Origin of the sequence: Nitrosovibrio sp. Nv17 (assembly GCF_900119085.1) — a bacterium.
In the GTDB taxonomy this organism is placed as follows: Bacteria; Pseudomonadota; Gammaproteobacteria; order Burkholderiales; family Nitrosomonadaceae; genus Nitrosospira.
The window spans coordinates 40,969-53,753 of the sequence record NZ_FPIQ01000020.1; the positions used below are offsets into that span (position 1 = coordinate 40,969).

11 protein-coding genes and 3 tRNA genes are annotated in these 12,785 nt (G+C 62.1%); 7 read left to right on the forward strand and 7 right to left on the reverse strand.

Annotated features, from left to right (window positions below; translation table 11 throughout):
* Positions 1–43: 43 nt before the first annotated feature.
* From BT108_RS10840 to BT108_RS10865, 6 genes are all read right to left on the reverse strand, one after another.
* Positions 44–1,303, reverse strand: a complete 1,260-nt coding sequence (locus BT108_RS10840) for a 6-phosphofructokinase (protein ID WP_072294560.1) — start codon at positions 1,301–1,303, stop codon at positions 44–46.
* Between the two features lie 471 nt (positions 1,304–1,774).
* Positions 1,775–2,431: an adenylate kinase gene (gene adk / locus BT108_RS10845; RefSeq protein WP_072294561.1), complete on the reverse strand. Its 657-nt coding sequence runs from the start codon at positions 2,429–2,431 to the stop codon at positions 1,775–1,777.
* 164 nt (positions 2,432–2,595) lie between these two features.
* Positions 2,596–5,373, reverse strand: coding sequence for a valine--tRNA ligase (locus tag BT108_RS10850; RefSeq protein WP_072294546.1), 2,778 nt, complete (start codon positions 5,371–5,373; stop codon positions 2,596–2,598).
* 80 nt (positions 5,374–5,453) lie between these two features.
* Entirely contained in the window at positions 5,454–5,792 is a 339-nt protein-coding gene (locus tag BT108_RS10855; protein ID WP_072294547.1) for a hypothetical protein, read from the reverse strand.
* Between the two features lie 45 nt (positions 5,793–5,837).
* On the reverse strand, positions 5,838–6,263 hold the full coding sequence (locus BT108_RS10860; protein WP_072294548.1) for a DNA polymerase III subunit chi: 426 nt from the start codon (positions 6,261–6,263) through the stop codon (positions 5,838–5,840).
* 6 nt (positions 6,264–6,269) lie between these two features.
* The gene (locus tag BT108_RS10865) at positions 6,270–7,772 is read right to left on the reverse strand and encodes a leucyl aminopeptidase (RefSeq protein WP_072294549.1); all 1,503 of its coding nucleotides are present in this window, start codon (positions 7,770–7,772) and stop codon (positions 6,270–6,272) included.
* 237 nt (positions 7,773–8,009) lie between these two features.
* On the opposite strand from BT108_RS10865, the gene BT108_RS10870 reads away from it, so the two are divergent.
* Entirely contained in the window at positions 8,010–8,513 is a 504-nt protein-coding gene (locus tag BT108_RS10870; protein ID WP_072294550.1) for a methylated-DNA--[protein]-cysteine S-methyltransferase, read from the forward strand.
* On the forward strand, positions 8,500–9,420 hold the full coding sequence (gene xerD / locus BT108_RS10875; RefSeq protein WP_072294551.1) for a site-specific tyrosine recombinase XerD: 921 nt from the start codon (positions 8,500–8,502) through the stop codon (positions 9,418–9,420). Before BT108_RS10870 ends, xerD begins: the two co-directional genes overlap by 14 nt.
* A gap of 64 nt (positions 9,421–9,484) precedes the next feature.
* Here xerD and BT108_RS10880 read toward each other — a convergent pair whose 3' ends face one another.
* Entirely contained in the window at positions 9,485–9,916 is a 432-nt protein-coding gene (locus BT108_RS10880) for a YbaN family protein (RefSeq protein ID WP_072294552.1), read from the reverse strand.
* Positions 9,917–10,115: 199 nt separating this feature from the next.
* Between BT108_RS10880 and BT108_RS10885 the strand changes: the two genes are divergently transcribed.
* The 5 genes from BT108_RS10885 to tuf all read left to right on the forward strand — a co-directional run bounded on the left by BT108_RS10885 (position 10,116) and on the right by tuf (position 12,783).
* A complete protein-coding gene (locus BT108_RS10885) occupies positions 10,116–10,622 on the forward strand; it encodes an FKBP-type peptidyl-prolyl cis-trans isomerase (protein WP_255369705.1) in 507 nt (168 codons plus the stop codon).
* Positions 10,623–10,796: 174 nt separating this feature from the next.
* Positions 10,797–10,878, forward strand: a tRNA-Tyr gene (locus BT108_RS10890).
* A 206-nt stretch (positions 10,879–11,084) separates the two neighbouring features.
* Positions 11,085–11,158: transfer RNA gene (locus BT108_RS10895), tRNA-Gly, on the forward strand.
* 306 nt (positions 11,159–11,464) lie between these two features.
* Positions 11,465–11,539 (forward strand) — tRNA-Thr (locus tag BT108_RS10900).
* A gap of 53 nt (positions 11,540–11,592) precedes the next feature.
* Entirely contained in the window at positions 11,593–12,783 is a 1,191-nt protein-coding gene (tuf, locus tag BT108_RS10905) for an elongation factor Tu (RefSeq protein ID WP_072294553.1), read from the forward strand.
* The last annotated feature ends 2 nt before the right edge of the window (positions 12,784–12,785 follow it).

Here is a 12,785-nt window from a genome sequence, read left to right on the forward strand (position 1 = left end):
CGATCGTCGTGCCATCCCCGGCGCGTCTGCCGCCAGCACGGACTCAGATCGTGAAGTCCTCCAGCTTCCTGGGAACGGCGACGTTCTTCAGGCGCACGTACTGGGGCAGGCCATCCCTGTAGGGAGGATAGTCCTCTCCCTTGATGAGGGGGGCGAGGTATTCCCGGCATTTTTCCGTGATGCCGAATCCATCCTTGCTGATGAATCCCTTGGGCATCATCTTCTCGACGTTGGCGACCTTGCTGAGCTGCGCCATGCCCACCTTCCACCGGTAGGGTTTGCTGGAAACGCGCACGATCGTGGGCATGACGGAATTATGGCCCTTGACGGCGAACTCCACCGCTGCCTTGCCCATTGCATAGGCCTGTTCCACGTCTGTCTTCGAGGCAATGTGACGTGCGGCGCGCTGCAGGTAGTCGGCCACACCCCAGTGGTACTTGAGTCCCAGGCCGTCCCTGATGATGCCTGCCACCACAGGCGCGACGCCGCCGAGCTGCGCGTGGCCGAAGGCATCGCGTATGCCCTGGTCGGAGAGGAACTTGCCGTCCGCCCCCTTCACACCTTCGGACACCACGACCGAGCAATAGCCGAACTGCTTGACATATCCATCAACCTTGGCGAGAAATTTCTCCCTGTCGAACGCGACTTCCGGAAACAGGATGACGATGGGAATCTCCCGGTCCTTGCTCGATGCCAGGCCACCTGCCGCCGCTATCCATCCCGCATGACGCCCCATGACCTCCAGCACGAATACCTTGGTCGACGTTTTCGACATGCTGGCGACATCGAAGCTCGCCTCCAGCGCGGAGACCGCGATGTACTTCGCTACGGAACCAAAGCCCGGGCAGCAGTCGGTGATGGGGAGATCGTTGTCCACAGTCTTGGGAACGTGGATGGCCTGCACCGGGTAGCCGAGCGTACCTGCCAGTTTGGATACCTTGAGGCAGGTATCGGCGGAGTCGCCACCACCATTGTAGAAGAAATAGCCAATATTATGCGTACGGAATACCTCGATCAGGCGTTCATACTCGCGCCGGTTCTGATCCAGACTCTTCAGCTTGTAGCGGCATGAACCGAATGCGCCCGAAGGGGTGTGGCGCAGTGCCCGGATCGCTGCGATGGGATCCTTTCCGGTGTCGATCAGATCTTCGGTCAAGGCGCCGATGATGCCATTACGGCCCGCATAGATTCTGCCTATCCTGTCCCTGTGCTGCCGGGCCGTCTCGATGACGCCCGCTGCGGATGCGTTGATTACCGCGGTGACGCCGCCCGATTGAGCGTAGAAAGCGTTTTTTGCTGCCATGGTTCTCTCCTGATTGTTGAGCTTGAATCCGATGCCTGGATAGGACCGTACGTACGGTCCGTCACGAATGGAATAGGAAGCCGGCCTCGTTCTTCCGGAATGGTCCGCCACCCCCATGGAACGGATATTGCACGGCCATGCCAGGCGCGGATCGTGCAATCGGTTTCTCATGCGTGCCCGCCTGCCGGACAGGTACGCAGGGATGCGAATCGTTTTCGTTGACAGTCATGCTGCCGGTTTCATTGGGCACGGTCGTTTACCGGATTCGGCCGGGGTTACCGGCGGGCTGCGCTCCACGACGGGTTCGCGTCTGGCGATCCCCTGTTTGTCGAGGCGCACAACATGCCACCTCGGCAGGGCGGTCCACGCCTTGCCGATGGCTACAGGCTTCACTTGCGAATTGGAGCGGCGGGCATCGGTGCGGCGCAGTCCGCCGGGAATCGGGATTGATGCTGCTTCGGTGATTCCGCTTCAGTGAGTGAGTGCCGCGAAAATGGCATCGCGGATACTTTCAACCGATCCAACTCCTGCTATTCTTGCATACTTGGGGGCGCCCGCTTCACCGCCGGCCGACCATCCCGAATAATATTCTATCAATGGTTTGGTCTGTTGGTGATAGATTTCGAGCCGCTTCCTCACGGTTTCTTCCCTGTCGTCGTCGCGCTGAATCAGCGCCTCGCCCGTCACGTCATCCTGGCCCTCGACCTTGGGCGGATTGAACGCCACATGATAGACCCGACCGGAAGGCTGGTGCACGCGGCGTCCCGACAGGCGTCTGATGATCTCCTCGTCGGGAACATCGATCTCGACGACGTGCGTCACCGTCACGCCCGCGGCCTTCAGCGCGTCGGCCTGGGGAAGGGTGCGCGGAAATCCGTCGAACAGCACGCCTTCCCGGCAATCGGGTTGGGCGATACGCTCCCTGACGAGGTCGATGATGATGTCGTCGGGAACCAGGCTGCCCGAATCCATGACGCGCTTGGCCATCGTGCCCAGGGCGGTGCCCGCGCGCACCGCAGTGCGCAGCATGTCGCCGGTCGAAATCTGCGGGATGCCGAACCGCTCCCGGATGTAATTGGCCTGCGTGCCTTTTCCCGCCCCGGGACCACCCAGCAGAACGATGATGATCGTCACCCCTTTTCCATATGTGAAGACTGCGCCGGTATGCGAAAAGATGGAGAACACCTTTCCAACTCCGGCGATTATACGCAGTAAAGCGCAAAACGAGAAGCATTTGCCTCGATCCTCGGCCGCTACCGGATGCGTGATCGCCGTCCGCCAGGACGGATCGGTCAGCCCAGCTTGCGCAACTGTTCGCCGAGCTTTTCCAGCATGGTGCTGAAGGTGGCAAGCCGTTCTCTTTCCTGTTCCACCACGCTCGCCGGTGCGCGCGCCACGAAATCGGGATTGGCAAGCTTGCGGGATGCCTTTTCGGCCTCACCCTCAATGCGGCGGATTTCCCGGGTGAGGCGCATGCGTTCGGCATCGACATCCACATCGATCTTCAGCATCAGTCTGAATTCGCCGACGATCGCCACCGGGGCATCGGCGTGCGGCAGCCCGTTTTCAGGCAAATCCACGTGCGAAAGCCTCGCCAGCGCCGTCAGGTAGGGAGAGTGGGCGGCCAGCACCTGGCGTTCACCGGTCGCCAGCAGCGGCACCTTGAGCGCGGGGGAGAGGTTCATCTCCCCGCGCAGAGTGCGGCATGCGCGCACCAGTTCCTTGAGTTCGCCGATGCGCCGGGTGGCACCATCGTCGATGCGGGCAGGATCGATCCTCGGATAGGGCTGCAGCATGATGCTTGCCCCCTGCCTGCCCGCCAAGGGCGAGACATACTGCCATAGCTCCTCGGTAATGAAGGGAATGATGGGGTGGGCAAGCCGCAGGGCCGCTTCCAGCACGCGGGCCAGAGTCAGCCGGGTCGCTCGGCGCGCCGCGACGCTGCCGGTGCCCAGTTGTACCTTGGCGAACTCCAGGTACCAGTCGCAGTACTCGTCCCATATGAATTCATAGATCTCGCGTGCGGCGATATCGAAGCGATAGTCCCCAAAGGCTCGTTCCACTGTCCGCTCCGCCTGTTGCAGGCGGCTGACGATCCATTTGTCCGCATCGGAGTGCCCTGCCGCGTGGACGTCGGTCGGTTCCGCGTTTGCATCGGTACAGTTCATCAGCACATACCGGGCGGCGTTCCACAGCTTGTTGCAGAAATTCCGGTAGCCTTCGCAGCGCTGCATGTCGAACTTGATGTCGCGGCCGTGCGAGGCGAGGCTGGCGAAGGTGAAACGCAGTGCGTCGGTTCCGAATGCAGGGATGCCGTCCGGGAATTGCCTGCGGGTGGTCCGTTCGATGGAGGCCGCCTGGGCAGGATTCATCAGTCCGATGGTGCGCTTGGCGAGCAGATCCGGCAGCGCGATGCCGTCGATCAGATCCAGCGGATCCAGCACGTTTCCCTTGGATTTGCTCATCTTCTGGCCTTCGGCATCGCGGATCAGGCCGGTCACGTAGACTTCGCGGAAGGGAACCTTGCCGGTGAAGTGCAGCGACATCATCACCATGCGCGCCACCCAGAAAAAGATGATGTCGAAACCGGTGACGAGCACCGAGGTGGGCAGGAAGGTATCCAGCTCCGGCGTCCTTTCAGGCCATCCCAGCGTGGAGAAGGGCCACAGCGCGGACGAGAACCAGGTATCGAGCACGTCCTCGTCCTGCGTGAGGGCGCGTCCGTCAGCCAGCCGCCGCGCTTCTTCCAGGTCATGTGCGACGAATACGTTGCCATCCTCGTCGTACCATGCGGGAATCCGATGGCCCCACCAGAGCTGCCGCGAAATGCACCAGTCCTGGATATTCTCGAGCCACTGGTTGTAGACGTGCGTCCAATTTCCGGGCGTGAACCGGACCTCGCCGCGCGCCACCGCGTCCAGGCCGCGCCGCGCCAGCCCCGCCATCGCCACGTACCACTGGTCGGTCAGCATCGGTTCGATGACGGCATGCGTACGATCGCCCCTGGGCACCATGAGCGTGTGTGGCTGTGTCCGAAGCAGCAGGCCCTGTTGCTCCAGGGCGGCGACGATCTTCCTGCGTGCGTCGAAGCGGTCGAGCCCGCGGTACTCGGCGGGAGCGGCATCCCCTATCCTGCCATCCAGCGTCAGGATGCACAGCGGGGCCAGGCCGTGGCGCTGGCCCACGTGATAGTCGTTGAAGTCGTGGGCGGGGGTGATCTTCACACAGCCCGTGCCGAAGTCGGGATCGACGTGAGGGTCGGCGATGATGGGGATGCTGCGCCCGCACAGCGGCAGGTGGACGCGCCGGCCGACGAGCTCCCGGTAGCGGGGATCGTCCGGATGCACGGCGACCGCCATGTCGCCCAGCAGGGTTTCGGGGCGCGTGGTGGCGACCACCAGTCCATCGGACTCCGCCGTGCCGGACCGCCCCTCGGTGCCGTCAAAGGGATAGAGGATATGCCAGAGATGGCCGGCTTCCTCGGTCGAGATGACCTCCAGGTCGGAGACGGCGGTCTGCAGTACGGGATCCCAGTTGACCAGACGTTTGCCGCGGTAGATGAGGCCTTCGCGGTGGAGTTGGACGAAAACGCTGGTCACGGCGTGGGACAGGGCGGGGTCCATGGTGAAACGCTCGCGCGACCAGTCGCACGAGGTCCCCAGCCGCCGCATCTGGCGGGTGATGGTGGAGCCGGACTCGGCCTTCCACTGCCATACGCGATCGAGAAACCCGTCCCGTCCCAGATCGTGCCGGCTGACGTTTTCCTGGTCGAGTTGCCGCTCCACCACGATCTGGGTGGCGATGCCGGCATGATCCGTCCCCGGTTGCCACAAGGTATTGTTCCCCCGCATGCGATGGTAGCGTATCAGCGCATCCATCAGGGTGTGCTGGAAGGCATGTCCCATGTGCAGGGTGCCGGTCACGTTGGGAGGCGGCAGCATGATGCAGTAGGCCGGAGCGGCGGTGCCGGATGTCCCGGGAGGCGGGGGTTCGAAGTAACCGGAGGATTCCCAGCGGGAATACCAGCGTTCCTCTATGGATCGGGGTTCGAAGCTTTTTTCGAGTTCCATGGATTGGGGGCTTTTCGAGAGGGTTGCCGGCCGGGTACGGACCCCGATCCTTGCAATCGAGGAAGGGGCGTGGCGGAGAATCAAAGGCCGAAAAGATGGGACTCCAGCGCGTGGACCAGCGCTTGGCGGCTGCCGGCGTCAAGATCGGCGTTTGCATCCCCGAGCGCGGCATCCACGATTTCTTCCAGCAGGGCGGTGATGTCGGCCTGCGGGGACAGCGTCGCGGGAGCGGGTGACAACTGCTCCGAGAGGATCGGCACGCCATCCTCGGCCGGGGGTGGCACGTCTGCCGGGACGGCCGAAGCGGCTGGATCCGGCGTCGGGCAGGATCCATGCCGATGGCTGCGCAGCAGCGCATCGAGTCTTTCCAGAATTTCGTCGTAGCCGATCTGTGGCGGAGTCTGCCGGTCGTCTGTCATGGATCAGGAAACTATATGCGAAGAAGCATGGCGAGGACGGACGCGTCACTCGGTACCGAGTTGGTGATGACGGATCTCATATCCCCGGTCCTTGTAGAAGCGATAGCGTTTTCTTGCCGCCTGCAGGTCTTCCGGGGCGGCCCCGGCAATTTCGACGAGCCGTTGGAAACGGCTGAAGAAGGGCGGATGTTCGCCGTCCAGGTTGACGAGCGCATCACCATGCGGCAAGTCGTCGTCGCAATGGCTGCCGAGTATGAGCGGCGTGACCGCGGCAAGCTTGCTGCCTATGCGGCAGTGCGGGACGAAGTCGGTAGGGGAAAAGGTCCACAGCAGCTTGTCGATCTGATCGAGGGTGGCGTTGTCGGAACTGTAGACCATCAGACGGAGCCCCTGCCGTATCCCCTTGGCGGCCAAGCGGCAGGTGACCAGCAGCCTGTCACCGCCGCCGGAGTAGAAATCGATTTCGGTCACGGCGGATCAGGGTCGGTCTTCACCCGCCCGGTCGATCAGGAATCGGGTGAGCAGTGGTACCGGGCGTCCCGTTGCGCCCTTTTCCTTGCCTGATTTCCAGGCGGTGCCTGCGATATCCAGGTGAGCCCAGCGGTACTTCCTGGTGAAACGCGACAGAAAGCAAGCCGCGGTGATGGTTCCCCCTGCCCGGCCGCCAATGTTGGCGACATCGGCAAAATTGCTTTTCAGTTGTTCCTGGTAATCATCCCATAGCGGCAGGCGCCAAGCGGGGTCGGCAGCCTGTGTGGAAGCCTGCAGCAGTTCCGTTGCCAGTTCCTCGTCGTTGCTGAGCAGACCCGAGGCCACGTGCCCCAGCGCGATCACACAGGCACCCGTGAGGGTGGCGACGTCGATGACGACGGCGGGGTCGTAGCGCTCGGCATACGTCAGCGCATCACACAGGATGAGGCGTCCCTCGGCGTCGGTGTTCAGAATTTCGATGGTCTGCCCCGACAGGCTGGTGACGACGTCACCCGGTTTGGTAGCGTTGCCGCCGGGCATGTTCTCGGTGGTGGGAATGATGCACACGACATTGAGAGGGAGCTTAATGCGTGCAATGGCTGCAAGGGTTCCCAGCACACTGGCTGCTCCGCACATGTCGTATTTCATCTCATCCATTTCTGCTGCGGGCTTCAGGGAAATGCCCCCGGTATCGAAGGTGACGCCCTTGCCCACCAGCACGACCGGTTTCTGTTTTTTTGTCCCGCCCCAGTATTCGAGCACGATCAGCTTGGCCGGTTGCCGGCTGCCGCGTGCCACGGCCAGCAACGCTCCCATGCCGAGCTTTTCCATGGCCTTCTCATCCACGACCGCAGCCTTGAGCCGATGGTTCCGGGCGATGGCCTTTGCCTGTTCGGCCAGGTAGGTCGGAGTGCAGATGTTGGGCGCCAGATTGCCGAGATCGCGCGCCAGGCTGATGCCCTCGGCCGTGGCCAATCCCTGTTGCAGGGCTTGCCTGCTTTCGGCAACCTCGGCGCGGCTGGCGGCGGCCAGCACGACCTCGCGCAGACGCGTCGGAGTGGCATCCTGCTGAGTCTTGAGACGATCGAAGCGATAGGTGCTTTCTGCTGCGATGATGGCTGCCTGCGATACCTTCCAGGCAGCGTCGCGATTTCCGATCGGTACCGTCGTCAGGAAAAGGGCGGCCTCGGTCGTTCCCGTTTCCTGCAATGCCTTGAAGACGGCGCCCACCGCGTCGCGATAGACCTTGCCTTCCACAGCACGTTCTTCCTTGCCGAGCCCCGCCAGCAGCACGCGCTTGCACGAGGTGCCGGGCACATCATGCAGCACCACGGTCGAACCCGTCTTTCCGCTCATATCCCCGCTGCGCAGGATGGCGCTCAGGTAGCCACCGGATGCCTCGTCCAGCGCACGCGCGGCTTCGGTCAATCCTCCCGCCTCGAAGACCCCCGCCACCACGCAGGCATCACGTCGTTTTACCGGATCCATGTGCTTTATGCTGAATTTCAATCTGTACTCCTCAAGTCGGGTCCATCCCCCTGGGTGATGGATGAATGCAGGCGACGACGGGGCAATTATCGCCGGTCTGCGCGGAAAAAGTCAAAGCGGTCCACGGGCGGTAGACGATGCACGAAGGGCCCGGATCACACGGATGGATCGGGTTGCAGCGGGGAGTGTGTGAACTTGATGGAGCACTTGGAATGGTTTAGTGTACCCGATTTCAGGATGGGAGCAGGCGATCGCGCCATGAGTCAGCACAGAAGGATCGCCCCGGCGGGAGCGGTGAGGATTTACCAGGCGAAGCTTGCGACAGCGTTCGCCGTCATCGGCATCCGTACCGAGGAAGACTGGCTGACCGATGTCGATTATCTTCCCCTGGACACCCCCCCGCTTGCGCCACAAACTCCGCTGGCCCGGGAAGTGTGCGACCAGTTGCTGGCGTATTTGGCCGATCCGGAATTCGCATTCGACCTGTTGCTGCACATCGGCGGCACTGTCCATCAGCGTCGGGTATGGGGCGCCATCCAGGACATCCCTGCCGGCGCCACCCGCAGCTATGCCGATCTCGCCGCACAGCTGCATTCCGCTCCGCGCGCGGTCGGGCAAGCGTGCGGCGCAAACCGGCTTCCCATCATCATTCCGTGCCATCGCGTCATCGCCAAGAATGGCGGACTGGGAGGCTTCATGAACGCGAGCGATGGGGTGCCGCTGGCCATCAAGCGCTGGTTGTTGCGTCATGAGGGCGTCTGAGCCGAATGCAAGACTGCTCGATGAATTTTCCGATGCCCTGTGGCTGGAAGATGGTCTGTCGCGCCGCACGCTGGAGAGCTATCGCAGCGATCTGATGCAGTTCGGGCGATGGCTTGGAGAAAGAAAAGAAAAGGACGGGGAGCCTGCGTCGTTGACGGCAGCCACTCGAGCCGATCTGCTGGCGTTCCTTGCCCATGGGGTTGCGGCCAAGGTCAGGGCGAGCACCACTCGTCGTGAGCTTTCCAGCTTGAAGCGATTTTACCGCTTCCTGCTGCGCCAGGGCGTGATCGGTAATGACCCGAGCCTCGACATCGAGGCGCCGAGGCTGCCACGCAGTTTGCCGGCCGGCCTGACTGAAGCGGCGGTGGAGACGCTCCTGCACGCGCCAGACGTGAAGCAACCGCTCGGGCTGCGCGACCGTGCCATGCTCGAGGTTCTGTACGCCAGTGGATTGCGGGTATCCGAACTGGTGGATCTCGCCGTTGCCCAGGTCAGTCTCGACATGGGCGTCGTGCGCGTGATGGGCAAGGGGGCGAAAGAGCGTCTGGTGCCACTGGGCGAGGAGGCGCTGGAATGGGTCGCACGTTATGTCGGTGAAGCGCGTCCAGGATTGCTGAACGGAAGGCGCGCCGATGCGCTGTTCGTTACTGCCCGGGGGGGGGCCATGACGCGCCAGGGGTTCTGGTATGTGGTCAAACGTCATGCATGCCGGGCCGGCATCGATGCAGCGTTGTCGCCTCACACTTTACGTCATGCGTTTGCCACTCATCTGCTCAACCATGGTGCCGACCTGCGCGTCGTGCAACTGCTGTTGGGACACGCCGACATCTCCACCACGCAGATATACACCCATGTGGCGCGCGAACGACTCAAGCGGCTGCACGCCCAGCATCATCCGCGCGGATAGAAGCGCATGCGCCGGACCAGATCCGTGCCCGGTCCGCTAAAAGATGCAGATGCGAGGTGCGCGTTCATCCCCCGGGATCGGGGTCGCGTACCGGTATGCGCCAGACGAATATCGCAAGAACGACACCCAGGATTGCCAGCATGACCTGGTGCCAGGTGGATGACATGACCAGGATGGAACTGCTGAACGACAGCGCCAGCAGCAGGTAGACCCAGCGCTTGACGGGGCGTCGGATGCTGCGGTGCTCGATCCATTCGCGGATGATGGGGCCGGCAACACGATTGGCCACGAGGCGCTCATGAAAGCGCGGCGAGCTGCGCGCGAAGCAGGCCGCGGCGAGCAGCAGGAAGGGCGTGGTGGGCAGTATCGGCAGTACGATCCCCACGATGCCCAGTGCTACGGCAGCCAATCCTGTCGCTAGGTACAGGGCGCGTATCAGACGCGAATCGTGAAGCCGCAGGTCGCCGGCCCCTGCTTCCTGCCTTTCCTCGCTCATGTGTTTTCCCGTGTGGGTCATTTTCGACCGTCGATATCGTGGCCGAACCGGCGGGTGATGGATGAACGCATGTCCAAGTCGAGGCAACCGACGGGTCGACGGGTGATTTTCCTCGGGTACAACAGCCTGCCAAGGAATATAATAGCCTATGTCGGCACATGGGGTATCCGTGATGAATGGTCTTATCTGGAAGGATGTCATGTTGAAAATATCGATGCTCTCCCGGGTCTCCGGGAAGATCGCAGCCCGGATGGGTGCGCTGATGGGCTTGGGCGTGTGGCTGGCGGCTCTTTCCGTGGCGTCGGTGGCGTATGCCGAAACCCATCAGGGGGGCGTGACCAGAGGGCCTGAGCTGATCAAGAAGGATGTGGCGATGGGAACCGGCGAGGAGGCGGTCATCGGCAAGGTGGCTGAGGTTCATTATACAGGATGGCTCTATGACGCCAGTGCGCCCGAACACAAGGGAAAGCAATTCGACAGTTCCCGCAGCCGTGGCGTGCCTTTCTCGTTTCTGCTGGGTGCAGGGCGGGTGATAAAGGGATGGGATCGGGGAGTGACCGGCATGAAGGTGGGAGGGCGACGCATCCTGGTCGTGCCCCCGGGGATGGCCTATGGCGCGCAAGGCGCGGGCAAGGTGATCCCGCCCGATGCAACACTGATCTTCGATGTGGAACTGCTGGGTTTGAGCGAAGGGTCCACTCATTGAGTCTTGCGGCAATTCGCGAGGTCCTGATGGAAGTGATCGCTGTGGCCTGACCGCATGTTTTTGCGGTCCGGGATTTCGGGTTCCTGTTGGAGATTATTTTCGGGGAGCGTCTCGAATTTCAGAAATGCGCATTGACTTGCCCGCGTAAAACATACACAATTAACGGTTTAGTTTGGAGGGGTTCCCGAGCGGTCAAAGGGATCAGACTGTAAATCTGACGGCTCTGCCTTCGAAGGTTCGAATCCTTCCCCCTCCACCGGATCGGAGGCTGACGGTGCCGGTGCGGCCTCTTCGTCCTGGCAGTGAAGGACGAAGAGGCCGGGTGGGGGCCAGGAAAACGGGATGCGTATCAGGGTCTTGAAGTAGATGCCGGGGTGATTCCTGCGGGTGTGGGGGCCGGGAGCGCACCGGCGCAGGGGTGAGGGATTCGGCTGCTTCTGCTGGGGTTGATTGTCGGGCATCGCGGGTGTAGCTCAATGGTAGAGCAGAAGCCTTCCAAGCTTACGACGAGGGTTCGATTCCCTTCACCCGCTCCAGCTTCAGGGTGTTTTGCTGCGTTTTTGGTGCCGGTGTCGGATGGTGTCCATAGCATGGACGTAAAGAGGGCCTTGATTGCCGCTTCGTGCTTCACGAGAGCCGGGATGCGCGCGAGGGGGTGTTCATAGAATATTTTTTACCGTCTCGTCAGACGGGGTGATGCGAAGCAAGGATATGTCGCGCCGGGCTGTCTATCCCCGCTCCCGGCTTCACGGGAGGGGCTGCATCATCCCGTGTCCGGTAGACGCATGTTCCGTTTTCCTCCGATCGAGTTGGAAGTCGTTGTTGCAGGCAGAAGCGGTGCTGCCCATGTAGCTCAGTGGCAGAGCACTCCCTTGGTAAGGGAGAGGTCGCCAGTTCAATCCTGGCCATGGGCTCCATGGTATGAATTTTGAAGACATCTGTACAAGGGACGCTTTGAAAAGGGCACAACATGGCAAAGAGCAAATTTGAGCGGACGAAGCCGCACATCAATGTTGGGACGATCGGGCACGTGGATCATGGGAAGACGACATTGACGGCGGCGGTGACGATGGTGTTGTCGAAGAAGTTTGGTGGTGAGGCGAAGAGTTACGCGCAGATTGATTCGGCGCCGGAGGAGAAGGCGCGGGGGATCACGATCAACACATCGCACGTGGAATACGAGACGCAGACGCGGCACTATGCGCACGTTGACTGTCCTGGTCACGCGGACTATGTGAAGAACATGATCACGGGTGCGGCGCAGATGGATGGAGCGATTTTGGTGGTATCGGCGGCGGACGGGCCGATGCCGCAGACGCGGGAGCACATATTGCTGGCGCGTCAGGTTGGGGTGCCCTACATTGTCGTATACATGAACAAGGCGGACATGGTGGACGATGCGGAGCTTCTGGAGCTGGTGGAGATGGAAGTGCGGGAGTTGCTGTCGAAGTACAGTTTTCCTGGGGACGACACGCCGATCGTGATTGGTTCGGCGTTGAAGGCGCTGGAAGGGGATCAGAGCGAGATCGGGGAGCCGTCGATTCACAAGCTGGCGGATGCGCTGGACAGTTACATACCGGAGCCGGTACGGGCGGTGGACGGAGCGTTTCTGATGCCGGTGGAGGATGTTTTTTCGATTTCCGGGCGAGGGACGGTGGTGACGGGGCGGGTGGAGCGCGGCGTGGTCAAGGTGGGCGAGGAGATCGAGATCGTGGGTCTGAGGCCGACGCTGAAGACGGTGTGCACGGGTGTGGAGATGTTTCGCAAGCTTCTGGATCAGGGGCAGGCGGGGGACAACGTGGGCGTGCTGCTGCGGGGGACCAAGCGCGAGGAAGTGGAGCGTGGGCAGGTGCTGGCCAAGCCTGGGAGCATCACGCCGCACACCAAGTTCACGGCGGAGATCTACGTGCTGAGCAAGGAGGAGGGTGGGCGTCACACGCCGTTCTTCCAGGGATACCGTCCGCAGTTCTATTTCAGGACGACGGACGTGACGGGGGCGATCGAGTTGCCGTCGGGGACGGAGATGGTGATGCCTGGGGACAACGTTTCGGTGACGGTGAACCTGATTGCGCCGATCGCGATGGCGGAGGGGCTGCGCTTTGCCATCCGCGAGGGCGGCAGGACCGTCGGCGCCGGCGTCGTCGCCAAAATCATCGAGTGAGA

Coding starts and splice junctions, on each gene's coding strand:
- BT108_RS10840 (WP_072294560.1), bottom strand. CDS start 1,303: ATGGCAGCAAAAAACGCTTTCTACGCTCAATCGGGCGGCGTCACCGCG.
- BT108_RS10850 (WP_072294546.1), bottom strand. CDS start 5,373: ATGGAACTCGAAAAAAGCTTCGAACCCCGATCCATAGAGGAACGCTGG.
- BT108_RS10855 (WP_072294547.1), bottom strand. CDS start 5,792: ATGACAGACGACCGGCAGACTCCGCCACAGATCGGCTACGACGAAATT.
- BT108_RS10870 (WP_072294550.1), top strand. CDS start 8,010: ATGAGTCAGCACAGAAGGATCGCCCCGGCGGGAGCGGTGAGGATTTAC.
- xerD (WP_072294551.1), top strand. CDS start 8,500: ATGAGGGCGTCTGAGCCGAATGCAAGACTGCTCGATGAATTTTCCGAT.
- BT108_RS10880 (WP_072294552.1), bottom strand. CDS start 9,916: ATGAGCGAGGAAAGGCAGGAAGCAGGGGCCGGCGACCTGCGGCTTCAC.
- BT108_RS10885 (WP_255369705.1), top strand. CDS start 10,116: ATGTTGAAAATATCGATGCTCTCCCGGGTCTCCGGGAAGATCGCAGCC.
- tuf (WP_072294553.1), top strand. CDS start 11,593: ATGGCAAAGAGCAAATTTGAGCGGACGAAGCCGCACATCAATGTTGGG.